Below are 12602 nucleotides of genomic sequence, written 5' to 3'. Positions count from 1 at the left end.
TGGCCTGCAACCATGATCAATAAGGCGCCTCAATCCATGAAATTTGAAGCAATCCTGTTCGACTGCGACGGTGTGCTGGTGGACAGCGAGCCCATCACCAACGGCGTGCTCTGCGCCATGCTCAACGAGGCCGGCTGGGCCATCAGTCCCGCAGAGTGCATGCGGGTCTTCATCGGCAAGACGGTGCGCAGCGAGGCCGCGCGAATCGAAGCGCACACCGGCCGCCCGCTCACCGACGCCTGGATGGCTGCGTTTTACGCGCGCCGCAACGCCCGGCTGGAGGCCGAGCTGCAGGCCATCGAAGGCGCGGTGGAGGCCGTGCGCGCCGTCCATGCGCGGCTGCAGGGGCGCATCGCCTGTGCCTCGGGGGCGGATCGCTTCAAGGTCGAGATGCAGCTGGACAAGGTGGGCCTGGCACCGTACTTTGCCGGCCGCATCTTCAGCGGCCACGAAATGCCGGCCACCAAGCCCGCGCCCGATGTGTACCTGGCAGCGGCCGCGGCCGTGGGGGTGCCGCCCGCGCGCTGTCTGGTGGTCGAAGACACGGTGACCGGCGTCGCTGCCGGGGTGGCTGCGGGCGCCACGGTGGTGGGCTACAGCCCTTCGCCCGTGGGCCACGGCTCGCCCGAGGCGCTGCGCGCAGCCGGCGCCGTGCATGTGATGACCGGCATGGGCGCGCTGCCGGCGCTGCTGGATGAAGGTGCCTTGCACCGCCTGGCGCAGACGCGGCACACTGGGACCGTTTGAACGTTTTCATCTCCAAGGAGCATTCCATGCAACGACGCCAATTCCAGACTTCCGGCCTGGCCGCCCTGATCCTGCTGGCCACCACGCGGGCGCAGGCGCTGTCGCTGGGGGACTTGAGCAATGCCGACGCCAGCAGCGGCGTCAAGGCCGCGCTGGAGCAGGGCGCGCTGGCGGCCGTGGGCCTGCTGGGCCAGTCGGGCGGGTTCCTGAACAACCCCAAGGTGCGCATCCCGCTGCCGGGCTACCTGGAAGACGCCGCCAGGCTGATGAAGAAATTCGGCCAGGGTCGGCGCATCGAAGGGCTGGAGACCTCGATCAACCGCGCCGCCGAGGCCGCCGTGCCCATGGGCAAGGACCTGCTGGTGGGCGCCGTGCGCACCATGAGCGTGACCGACGCCAAGAACATCCTGACCGGCGGCGACACCTCGGTGACGCAGTTCTTTTCCGAAAAGACCCGCGCCCCGCTGGGCCAGAAGTTTCTGCCCGTGGTCACCCAGGCCACGCAGAAAGTGGGCCTGGCCCAGCAGTACAACGCTTTCGCTGGCAAGGCGGCGGGCTTTGGGCTGGTGAAGAGGGAAGACGCCACCATCGAGCAGTACGTGACCGGCAAGACGCTGGATGGCTTGTTTCTGGTGATTGGCGAGGAAGAGCAGAAGCTGCGTCAGAACCCGGCCGCGGCGGGCAGCGCCATCCTGAAGAAGGTGTTTGGGGCGCTGAAGTAAAGGCTGCTGCGGGCCTGGTTTGAATCGGATGGGGCGCTGGCGCTTATCTGGCGTCGCTCATGGCGGGGGGGTCATCGATGGCGACCCTGGCGCGGGCACGGTCCACGGCAATCAAGGGCGGATATCGGGCGACGGCAGGGGCGAGACGCCCTGGTTCAGCGCTGCCTGGTGCTGCGCGGCCAGCGCACGCTGGAAGGCCGGGCGCTGTTGCAGGCGCTGCCAGTAGGCGCGTGTGGCGGGGCCAAACTGCGCGGCGAGCCCCAGGTGTTGCGCCAGCAGCAGGGCATAGCCCACGGCCACGTCGGCAGCGGTAAAGCGGCCGGCGCAGAGCCATTCGCTGTGCGCCACGGTGCTTTCCACCGCGCGCAGGCGCGCCAGGAACCAGCGGGCATAGTCCTCGGCCACCTGCGGTTGCTGGCGCGCGGGTGGCTCGAAATGGGTGTAGCGCAGTACCAGCGTTTGCGGGAAGGTGAGCGTGGCGTCGCTCATGTGCAGCCAGTTCAGCCAGGCACCAAAGGCCGGGTCGCCGGGCGGCACGTCGAACCCCGCCTCGGGCTGCAGGGCCGCGAGGTACTGGCACATGGCGCTCGATTCGGTCATGCGCACATCGCCGTGCACCAGCAGCGGCACGGTGCCCAGCGGGTTTTCGTTGAGGAAGTCGCGGGCCAGTGCGCGCGGCGGAAACGGCAGCATGTGCAGCTGGTAGGGTCGCTGCAGTTCCTCCAGCATCCACAGGGGGCGAAAGGAGCGCGCGCTGACGCAGTGGTGAAGATGGATCATGGTGCAGCGGACAGCTTGTGGGGGCGCACCAGTTTAGGCATGCGCGCGGCGCAATGGCTGCCACGCAGGGTGCATTTCACGCCGCAGCTCGGGCGTGGCGGCGGTATTCGGCAGGCGAATGCCCCGTCCAGCTGCGAAACGCGCGGATAAAGCTCTTTTCGTTGACAAAGCCCGCAGCCTCGGCCACCTGCTTGATGGGGCGGTCGGTGCGGTGCAGCAGGTCCATGGCGCGGCTTTGGCGCACCTCGTCTTTCAGGCCCTGCAGCGTGGCGCCTTCTTCCTTGAGCTGGCGGTGCAGCGTGCGGGGCGAGACATGCAGCAGATGCGCGAGGGTCTCGGCACTGTGCAGCGGCAGGGCCGCCGCAGCGTGCCCGCCATGTCCGCCTGGCCCTGTCTGCGGCGCACCCAGCAGCTGCCGCACGCGTTGCACCAGCAGGCGGTCGCGCCGGTACTGCAGCACCGTCAGGGGCAGGGCGTGCTGCAGCATCTGGCGCAGGGCCGCCTCGTCGCGCCGCAGGGGCAGGGCCAGATAGCGGGCGTCAAATTCGATGGAGGTTTGCGCTGCGTTGAAGGTGGCCGGGGCGCGAAAGAGCACGCCATAGGCCTCGGCATGCGCAGGCGCGGCAAACCCAAACTGTGCCGACAGCAGTGGAATGCGCGAATCGATGTACCAGCAGGCCAGGCCGTGGATATTGCGTAGCACCGAGACCAGGCAGAACTCGCGCAGGCTGCCGAGGTCGCGGTGCTCGGCGATGGCGATTTTGGCGGAGTCGCCCTGCACAGACAGCGTGAGCGTGATGTCGTCGGCGATCAAACCATGGTGGCGGCACCAGCGTGCCAGCGCCACCCCCAGTTGCGGCGCGCTGATGGACGCGCGCGCCAGCATGCCGTAGCTGCCCCAGGGCAGGCGGCGGCTGAACCAGCCCAATGCTTCGTCGTCCAGCTCCCGCATGGCGGCGCCCGAGACCTGCTCCATCTGCCACGCGGTGATGCGGGCCTGGTCGTCTTGCAGCAGCTGCGGCGCAATTTGTGCCTGGGCCAGGGCGCGGTCGGGGCTCAGCTCACGGCGCGTGTAAGCCAAGGCAATCGCGCGCACAAACGCAATGGGTGTAGCCGCGGGCGAGCGGGGTGCAGAGGATGGTTGCGCAGGATAGTCAGCGACGGAGACAAGGGGTTTCACGCTGCAGAGTGTGCCGCAGACGTGGCACGATTTGCAACCATTGTGGCAACCTGGCGCGGGAGCAGGCTTCTATGCTTACGGTGCGCCACCCTCTGTTGCCGAGATGTGCGATCCAGGAGACAACACCATGATGACTGCAGCCGCCCAGAACAATGCACCGCTGGTGGAAAGCTACGCCCTCGGCGCCACCGATGCCCCGCTGATCGAACAGACCATCGGTGCCTTTTTTGCCGACATGGTGGCCCGCCAGCCCGAGCGCGAGGCGCTGGTGAGCCGGCACCAGGGGCTGCGCTACACCTACCGCGGCCTGCAGACCGAGGCGCACCGCCTGGCCAGTGCGCTGCTGGGCCTGGGCCTGGTGCCCGGCGACCGCGTGGGCATCTGGTCGCACAACAACGCCGAATGGGTGCTGATGCAGCTGGCCACCGCGCAGGTGGGCCTGGTGCTGGTCAACATCAACCCCGCCTACCGCACGTCCGAGGTCGAATACGCGCTGAACAAGGTGGGTTGCCAGCTCTTGGTGACCATGGCGCGCTTCAAGACCAGCGACTACCTGGGCATGCTGCGCGAGCTGGCGCCCGAATGGGTGCATGGCACGCCGGGCCAGCTGGAGGCGCTGCAATTGCCGCACCTGAACACCGTGGTCTGGATCGACGAACCCGGCGTGGGTGGCGAAGAGCCGGGCCTATTGCGCTTTTCCGACCTGCTGGCGCGCGGCGATGCGGCCGACCCCCGCATCGCCCAGGTGGCGGCCACCTTGCGCGCCACCGACCCCATCAACATCCAGTTCACGAGCGGCACGACGGGGTTTCCGAAGGGCGCTACGCTCACACACCGCAACATCCTGAACAACGGCTTCTTCATCGGCGAATGCATGAAGCTCACGCCCGAGGATCGACTGTGCATCCCCGTGCCGCTGTACCACTGCTTTGGCATGGTGCTGGGCAATCTGGCATGCCTCACGCATGGTGCCACCATCGTCTATCCCAACGACGGGTTCGATCCGCTCACGGTGCTGCAGACGGTGCAGGACGAGCGCTGCACCGGCCTGCACGGCGTGCCCACCATGTTCATCGCCGAGCTCGACCACCCGCGCTTTGCCGAGTTTGATTTATCCACGCTGCGCACCGGCATCATGGCTGGCTCGCCGTGCCCCACCGAGGTCATGAAACGCGTGGTGGAGCAGATGAACCTGCGCGAAATCACCATCGCCTACGGCATGACCGAGACCAGCCCCGTGAGCTGCCAGAGCAGCACTGACACGCCGCTGGAAAAGCGCGTATCGACGGTGGGCCAAGTGCAGCCGCACCTGGAAGTGAAGATCGTGAACCCCGACACCGGCACCGCGGTGCCGCGCGGGCAGAGCGGCGAGCTTTGCACGCGCGGCTACTCGGTGATGCACGGCTACTGGGAAGACGCCGCCAAGACCCACGAAGCCATCGACGCCGATGGCTGGATGCACACCGGCGACCTCGCCACCATGGACGCCGAGGGCTACGTCAACATCGTGGGCCGCATCAAGGACATGGTGATCCGCGGCGGCGAGAACATCTACCCGCGCGAGATTGAAGAGTTTCTGTACCGCCACCCGCAGGTGCAGGACGTGCAGGTGGTGGGCGTGCCCGACCAGAAATACGGTGAAGAACTGTGCGCCTGGATCATTGCCAAGCCCGGCACGAAACCCACCGAAGACGACATTCGCGCCTTCTGCAAGGGCCAGATCGCGCACTACAAGGTGCCGCGCTACATCCGTTTTGTCACCGCCTTTCCGATGACGGTAACAGGCAAGATCCAGAAGTTCAAGATCCGCGACGAGATGAAGGATCTGCTGGGTCTCTTCGAACAGAAAACCGCTTGAGAGAGCACCACAGCATGACCATTCTCGACACCCAACTCAACGCCCGCTCGGCCGATTTTCTGGCCAATGCCACCGCCATGCGCACGCTGGTCGATGACCTGCGCGCCCAGCTCGACAAGGTCGCCCAGGGCGGCGGTGACGCCGCGCGCGCCAAGCATGTGGCCCGGGGCAAGCTGCTGCCGCGCGAGCGCGTGCAGATGCTGCTGGACCCCGGCACGCCGTTCCTCGAACTGGCGCCGCTGGCCGCGCTCAACATGTACAACAACGACGCCCCCGGCGCCGGTCTGATCGCGGGCATCGGCCGCGTGAGCGGCGTGGACTGCATGATCGTGTGCAACGACGCCACGGTGAAGGGCGGCACTTACTACCCGCTCACCGTCAAGAAGCACCTGCGCGCGCAGGAAGTGGCGCAGCAGAACCACCTGCCCTGCATCTACCTGGTGGACTCGGGCGGCGCCAACCTGCCCAACCAGGACGAGGTCTTCCCGGACCGCGACCACTTCGGCCGCATCTTCTTCAACCAGGCCAACATGAGCGCCATGGGCATCTCGCAGATCGCCGTGGTCATGGGATCGTGCACGGCGGGCGGCGCCTATGTGCCCGCGATGAGCGACGAGTCCATCATCGTGAAGAACCAGGGCACCATCTTTCTGGGCGGCCCCCCGCTGGTGAAGGCCGCCACGGGCGAGGTGGTGAGCGCCGAAGACCTGGGCGGCGGCGACGTGCACACGCGCCTGTCGGGCGTGGCCGACCACCTGGCGCAGAACGACATGCATGCATTGCAGCTGGCGCGCAACGCAGTGCACAATTTGAACAAGAACAAGGTTCCAGCGCCTGCCGATAAAGCCCCAGTGGCTCCTGTGTTTGCAGCGGAAGAGCTGTACGGCGTGATCCCCGTGGACACGCGCAAGCCCTTCGACGTGCGCGAGATCATTGCCCGCATCGTGGACGGCAGCGAGTTCGACGAGTTCAAGGCGCGCTATGGCACCACGCTGGTCACGGGCTTTGCGCGCATCGAGGGCATGGCGGTCGGCATCATCGCCAACAACGGCATTCTGTTCAGCGAGTCGGCGCTCAAGGCCACGCACTTCATCGAGCTGTGCTGCCAGCGCAAGATTCCGCTGGTGTTCCTGCAGAACATCACCGGCTTCATGGTCGGCCGCAAGTACGAGAACGAAGGCATCGCCCGCAACGGCGCCAAGATGGTCACGGCCGTGGCCACGGCGAGTGTTCCGAAGTTCACCATCATCATCGGCGGCAGCTTTGGCGCGGGCAACTACGGCATGTGCGGCCGGGCGTACTCGCCTCGCTTCCTGTGGATGTGGCCCAACGCGCGCATCAGCGTGATGGGTGGCGAGCAGGCCGCAGGCGTGCTGGCCACCGTCAAGCGCGACGGCATCGAGGGCAAGGGGGGGCAGTGGAGCATGGAGGAAGAAGAAGCCTTCAAGGCACCCATCCGCCGCCAGTACGAAGACCAGGGCCACCCCTACTACGCCACGGCACGCCTGTGGGACGACGGCGTGATCGACCCCGCCGACACGCGCCGTGTGCTGGCGCTGGGCCTGGCGGCCTCGCGCAATGCGCCGATCGAGGATACGAAGTTCGGCCTGTTCCGCATGTAAGCCGGAGGCAATACCGATGTCTGCTCTTTCCATCCGCTACGACGGCCCTTGCGCCACTATCACGCTGACCCAGCCCGAGGTGCGCAACGCCTTCAGCGACGAGGTCATCGCCGACATCACCGCCGCCTTCACCGAGGTGGGTGCACGCGCTGACGTGCGCGCCGTGGTGCTGGCCGCCGAGGGCCCGGCCTTTTGCGCCGGTGCCAACCTGAACTGGATGCGCCGCATGGCGGACTACACCCGCGAGGAGAACCTCGCGGACGCAGCCAAGCTGGCCGAAATGCTGCGCGTGATCTACGAGTGCCCCAAGCCGACGATTGCCCGCGTGCAGGGCGATGTGTATGCGGGCGGCATGGGGCTGGTGGCCGCCTGTGATATGGCCGTGGCGGTGGACACGGTGGGCTTTTGCCTCAGCGAGGTGAAGCTGGGCCTCATTCCGGCCACCATCAGCCCCTATGTGATCCGTGCCATGGGCGCACGCGCCGCGCACCGCTACTTCCTCACGGCCGAACGCTTTGGCGCTGCCGAGGCGCTGCGCATCGGCTTTGTGCACGAGGTGGTGGCCGCCGAGCAGCTCGATGCCAAAGTGGACGAACTGCTCAAGGCATTGACCAGCGCCAGCCCCCATGCCGTGCGCGCGTGCAAGAAGCTCGTCATGGATGTGGCCGAGCGCGAAATCAACGCGGGCCTGATTGCCGCCACGGTGGCCGCCATTGCCGACATTCGCGCAAGCGACGAGGGCAAGGAGGGCGTGCAGTCGTTCCTCCACAAACGCAAGCCATCCTGGCTGCTTGCCTGAGTTGCCCGTACCGAGCGACCCCATCATGGACACCCTCTGGCTCCACATCGTGCAGTGGCTCCACACGCTGGGGCTGCATGTCGATGGCGGTACCGCGCGGGCCGTGGGCGACGCGGCGGCCACGGCCACTGCGCAGCTGGACATGCCCAGCCTGCTGGCACTGGCCGCCGCGCTGGGCTGGGCCAGCGGGTTCCGGTTGTATGCCGTGGTGTTCCTGGTCGGCATGATGGGCGTGCTGGGCTGGATGCCGCTGCCCCCCGGCCTGGCCATGCTGCAGCACCCGGTGGTGCTGCTGGTCAGCGGCTGCATGCTGCTGGTGGAGTTCTTTGCCGACAAGGTGCCCTGGCTGGACAGTGCCTGGGACGCCGTGCACGCCTTCATCCGCGTGCCTGCGGGGGCGGCGCTGGCCTTTGGCGTGTTTGGCGCCGACAACGCCACCATGGCGATTGCGGCGGGGCTGCTGGGCGGCTCGCTCTCGGCCACGGCGCTGGCCACCAAGATGACCACGCGCGCGGCGGCCAACACCTCGCCCGAGCCTTTTTCCAACTGGGGCCTGTCGTTCTTTGAAGACGGCCTGGTGGTGGCCGTGGTGTGGCTGGCCACGCAGTACCCGGTGGCGTTCGGCATCGCGCTGGTGGTGATGGTGGTCGTTTCGGTGCTGCTGCTCGTGGTGTTGTTCAAGTTTCTGCGCGCCGTGGTGCGGCGCCTTTCCTCTTTCTTTTCTGGTTCTGCCAAGGTGGCCTCAACATGTTCAAAAAAATCCTGATTGCAAACTGCGGCGACAACAGCCGCGCAGCGGATGTTTCTGCAAATTGCTTGGCACGCGCAGCGTGCGCAGGCGATCTCGCCGCAGGAGGGCGCCATGTTTAAAAAGATTCTCATCGCCAATCGCGGCGAGATCGCCTGCCGGGTGGCCGCCACCGCCAAGCGCCTGGGCGTGAAAACCGTCGCCGTGTACTCCGATGCCGACGCCAATGCCAAACACGTTGCCGTGTGCGACGAGGCCGTGCACATCGGCGGTAGTGCACCCAAGGAGAGCTACCTGCGCTGGGAGCGCATCATTGCCGCCGCCCAGGCCACGGGCGCGCAGGCCATTCACCCTGGCTATGGATTCCTGAGCGAGAACGAAGACTTTGCCAAGGCCTGTGCCGACGCGGGCCTGGTCTTCATCGGCCCCCCCGCCAGCGCCATCAATGCGATGGGGCTGAAGGCCGAGTCCAAGCGCCTCATGGAGCAGGCCCAGGTGCCCCTGGTGCCCGGCTACCACGGTGCTGACCAGGACCCGGCGCTGCTGCAACGCGAGGCGGACCGCATTGGCTACCCCGTGCTCATCAAGGCCAGCGCCGGTGGCGGTGGCAAGGGCATGCGCGCCGTGGACAAGGCCGAGGACTTTGCCGCCGCGCTCGACTCCTGCAAGCGCGAGGCCATCAACAGCTTTGGCGACGACGCGGTGCTGGTCGAAAAATACGTGCAGCGCCCTCGCCACATCGAGATCCAGGTGTTTGGCGACACGCACGGCAATTGCGTGTACCTGTTCGAGCGCGACTGCTCCGTGCAGCGCCGCCACCAGAAGGTGCTGGAAGAAGCGCCAGCCCCCGGCATGACGCCCGAGCTGCGCGCCCGCATGGGCGAGGCTGCCGTGGCCGCCGCACGGGCGGTGAACTACGTGGGCGCGGGCACGGTGGAGTTCATCGTCGAGCAGCCTGGCGGCTACGACGCGCCCGAGCAGATGAAGTTCTACTTCATGGAGATGAACACGCGCCTGCAGGTGGAGCACCCCGTGACCGAGGCGATCACCGGCCTGGACCTGGTGGAGTGGCAGTTGCGTGTGGCGTCTGGCGAGCCCTTGCCGCTCCAGCAGGAAGACCTGCGCATCCAAGGCCACGCCATCGAGGCGCGCATCTGCGCCGAGAACCCCGACAACAACTTTCTGCCCGCCACCGGCGCGCTCAACGTGTATGCGCTGCCTGAGTGTGTGACATTTGAAAGAGGTGCTGTGCGCGTCGATTCCGGCGTGCGCCAGGGCGATGCGATCAGCCCGTTCTATGACTCCATGGTGGCCAAGCTCATCGTGCACGGCGACACGCGCGAACAGGCGCTGGCGCGGCTGGATGAAGCGCTGGCGCAGACCCACATCGTGGGCCTGGCGACCAATGTGCAGTTCTTGCGCCGCGTGGCGCGCACCGCGTCGTTCGCCAAGGCCAAGCTTGACACCGCGCTTATCCCGCGCGAGCAGGCCGCGCTCTTCCACCAGGAAAGCGTGGGCCTGCCCCTGGCCGCCGCGGCTGCCGTGGCGCAGACGCTGCTGCGCGAGCGCGCCAGCGAAGGCGTGGACCCGTTCAGCCGCCGCGATGGTTTCCACACGCATGGCGTGGTGCAGCGCCGCTTTGAGTTCGAGTTTGGTGGCGAGCATGCCAAGGCGCTGCTGACCTACGAGCGCGGCGGCAGCCTGCATCTGGTCGTGGGCGAAGGCGCCGCGCAGGTGGCGGGCCCACTGGCGTTCAGTGCGGTGGCGCAAGGCATCGAATTGCAGTTTTCCGGCCAGCGCACGCGCGCTGCGGTGTATGCCCAGGGTGAGGTGGACCATGTATTCACCCCGCTGGGCGCCACCCAGATCACCGCCATCGATCTGCTGGCCCACGCGGGCGAGGCCGCTGCCGAGGGCGGGCGCCTGACGGCCCCCATGCCCGGCAAGGTGGTGTCGTTTGCCGTGAAGGCGGGCGACGCCGTGACCAAGGGCCAGCCGCTGGCGGTGATGGAGGCCATGAAGATGGAGCACACCATTGCCGCCCCGGCCGATGGTGTGGTGCAGGAGCTGCTGTACGCACCCGGCGACCAGGTGACCGAAGGGGCCGAGCTGCTCAAGCTGGTGGTGGCCGAGAAGGCGTAGGTTCAACCGGGGCACCCCGTGCGTGACAGCGCGCAGGGTGCAATGCCGTTACCCTTGGGCGCCATGAAAATCACCTTTTGCTGTACCGACACCAAAGCCGAGCCCTGGCTCCAGGGTCTGGCTGCCGCGCTGCCCGGCGCTGACATCTCCATGTGGCAGCCCGGCGCGCCGCAGGCCGACTACGCCGTGGTCTGGGCACCGCCCCAGCAGTTCATGGACGAGCAGGCGGGCGTCAAAGCGCTGTTCAACATCGGCGCGGGTGTGGATGCCCTGCTCCAGCTGCGCCTGCCTCCCGATGCGCTGGTGGTGCGCCTGGACGACGCGGGCATGGCCGTGCAGATGGCCGAATATGTGTGCCACGCGGTCATCCGCCACTTCCGCGAGTTCGACGGCTACGAGGCGGACACCAAGGCGGGCCGCTGGGGCTACCGCAAGCCGCGTCTGCGCAGCGATTTCCCCATCGGTGTGATGGGCCTGGGCGTGCTGGGTGAGCGCGTGGCCAGGGCACTGGCCCAGTTCGAGTTCCCTATCAACGGCTGGAGTCGCAGCCCCAAGGCCATCGACGGTGTGCGCGCCTTCGCGGGCGCAGAACAATTCCACTCCTTTCTGGCGGCCAGCCGCGTGCTGGTCAACCTGCTGCCGCTCACGCCCGAGACGGCCAATGTGATGAACCAGGACACCTTGGGCCGCCTGCTGCCCGGCGGTTATGTCATCAACGTGGCGCGCGGCGCACACCTGGTGGACGGAGACCTGCTGGCCTTGTTGGCCAGCGGCCATGTGGCGGGCGCCACGCTCGATGTGTTCCGCACCGAACCCCTGCCCGCAGACCATGCGTTCTGGGGCCACCCGCGCATCACCCTCACGCCGCACACCTCGGCGCGTACGCTGCGCGAGGAAAGCATTGCCCAGATCGTGGGCAAGATCGGCGCCCTGGCGCGGGGCGAGCCCATTGCCGGTATCGTGAACGCCGGGCGTGGTTACTGACCGGGCCACCAGCCCGAAGAGCTGATTTCCAAGGACTTTCCCATGAACATTCCCCAGCGCGTCAAACTCGTCGATGTAGGCCCGCGCGACGGCCTGCAGAACGAAAAATCTCCTGTGCCCGCCGCCGTCAAGATCGGTCTGGTACACCGCCTGCAGGACGCAGGTCTTCAGAACATCGAAGTCACCAGCTATGTGAGCCCCAAGTGGGTGCCGCAGATGGCCGACAACCACGAGGTGATGAGCGGCATCGCGCGCCAGGCTGGCGTGTGCTACTCGGTGCTGACGCCCAACCTCAAGGGTTTCGAGGCAGCGGTGCTGGACCGGCCCGGCGAGATCGTGGTGTTCGGCTCGGCCAGCGAGGCCTTCAGCCAGAAGAACATCAATTGCAGCATCGCCGAGAGCATCGAGCGCTTTGCGCCCGTGGTCGAGGCGGCGCGCGCTGCCGGCATTGCCGTGCGCGGCGCCATGAGCTGCACCGTGGGTTGCCCTTATGAAGGCGAGGTGGCGCCCGAGCGCGTGGCCTACCTGGCGGGGCTGATGAAGCAGATAGGCGTGCAGCATGTGGGCGTGGCCGACACCATTGGCGTGGGCACGCCGCGCAAGGTGCAGCGCGCTGTCGAGGCCACGCTGCAGCATTACGGCATCGACGATATTTCCGGCCACTTTCACGACACCTATGGCCAGGCCCTGGCCAATACCCTGGCCACGCTGGAGATGGGCGTGTGGCAGTACGACACCTCGGTGGCCGGCCTGGGGGGCTGCCCTTACGCCAGGGGAGCCACCGGCAACGTGGCGACCGAAGACGTGGTCTACATGCTGCATGGCATGGGCATCGCAACCGGCATCGACCTCGACAAGCTCATCGACGCCGGCGCCTACATCAGCGATTTTCTGGGCCGCAAGCCCAACTCGCGTGTGGCCGTGGCCCTGCTCAACCAGCGCAATCGCTGACGCGCCGGGGCGCAACCCCGCTCCAGGTTCTGAGAGCCTGTTTACGATCTCCCAGGGGTCGCGCAGTGG

The 12602-nt window shown here is 67.0% G+C and carries 11 protein-coding genes; 9 read left to right on the top strand and 2 right to left on the bottom strand.

All coding sequences use genetic code 11. The features are described from left to right. Nucleotides 1-36: 36 nt before the first annotated feature. Nucleotides 37-747, top strand: coding sequence for an HAD family hydrolase (locus AC1Q5S_RS03275; RefSeq protein WP_492238323.1), 711 nt, complete (start codon nt 37-39; stop codon nt 745-747). Nucleotides 748-773: 26 nt separating this feature from the next. Next, a complete protein-coding gene (locus AC1Q5S_RS03270; protein WP_492238322.1) occupies nt 774-1469 on the top strand; it encodes a DUF4197 domain-containing protein in 696 nt (231 codons plus the stop codon). A 111-nt stretch (nt 1470-1580) separates the two neighbouring features. Here AC1Q5S_RS03270 and AC1Q5S_RS03265 read toward each other — a convergent pair whose 3' ends face one another. Both AC1Q5S_RS03265 and AC1Q5S_RS03260 read right to left on the bottom strand, forming a co-directional pair. Further along, nucleotides 1581-2249 carry a glutathione S-transferase family protein gene (locus AC1Q5S_RS03265; RefSeq protein WP_303836399.1) on the bottom strand — a complete coding sequence of 223 codons (669 nt, stop codon included), beginning with the start codon at nt 2247-2249 and terminating at the stop codon, nt 1581-1583. 76 nt (nt 2250-2325) lie between these two features. Then, nucleotides 2326-3429 (bottom strand): AraC family transcriptional regulator, encoded by a 1104-nt coding sequence (locus AC1Q5S_RS03260; protein WP_422203273.1) that lies wholly within the window; start codon nt 3427-3429, stop codon nt 2326-2328. A 127-nt stretch (nt 3430-3556) separates the two neighbouring features. Here AC1Q5S_RS03260 and AC1Q5S_RS03255 point away from each other — a divergent pair, with 127 nt between their 5' ends. From AC1Q5S_RS03255 to AC1Q5S_RS03225, 7 genes are all read left to right on the top strand, one after another. Beyond that, the gene (locus tag AC1Q5S_RS03255; protein ID WP_422203275.1) at nt 3557-5287 is read left to right on the top strand and encodes an AMP-binding protein; all 1731 of its coding nucleotides are present in this window, start codon (nt 3557-3559) and stop codon (nt 5285-5287) included. 14 nt (nt 5288-5301) lie between these two features. Next, complete coding sequence (locus AC1Q5S_RS03250; RefSeq protein ID WP_492238321.1) at nt 5302-6909, top strand: carboxyl transferase domain-containing protein; 1608 nt, start codon at nt 5302-5304, stop codon at nt 6907-6909. A gap of 16 nt (nt 6910-6925) precedes the next feature. Beyond that, a complete protein-coding gene (locus AC1Q5S_RS03245) occupies nt 6926-7708 on the top strand; it encodes an enoyl-CoA hydratase/isomerase family protein (RefSeq protein ID WP_303835997.1) in 783 nt (260 codons plus the stop codon). A gap of 25 nt (nt 7709-7733) precedes the next feature. Next, on the top strand, nt 7734-8474 hold the full coding sequence (locus AC1Q5S_RS03240) for a DUF4126 domain-containing protein (protein ID WP_303835995.1): 741 nt from the start codon (nt 7734-7736) through the stop codon (nt 8472-8474). 96 nt (nt 8475-8570) lie between these two features. Continuing rightward, nucleotides 8571-10598, top strand: a complete 2028-nt coding sequence (locus AC1Q5S_RS03235) for an acetyl/propionyl/methylcrotonyl-CoA carboxylase subunit alpha (RefSeq protein ID WP_303835993.1) — start codon at nt 8571-8573, stop codon at nt 10596-10598. A gap of 63 nt (nt 10599-10661) precedes the next feature. Beyond that, nucleotides 10662-11582 carry a 2-hydroxyacid dehydrogenase gene (locus AC1Q5S_RS03230; RefSeq protein ID WP_303835991.1) on the top strand — a complete coding sequence of 307 codons (921 nt, stop codon included), beginning with the start codon at nt 10662-10664 and terminating at the stop codon, nt 11580-11582. Nucleotides 11583-11624: 42 nt separating this feature from the next. Continuing rightward, nucleotides 11625-12533: a hydroxymethylglutaryl-CoA lyase gene (locus AC1Q5S_RS03225; protein ID WP_303835989.1), complete on the top strand. Its 909-nt coding sequence runs from the start codon at nt 11625-11627 to the stop codon at nt 12531-12533. Nucleotides 12534-12602: the final 69 nt, after the last annotated feature.

Source organism: Acidovorax sp. GW835-FHT14B10, assembly GCF_058793725.1.
Note: the sequence above shows the minus strand (reverse complement) of the source record. Positions and strands in the feature narration are given on the sequence as shown.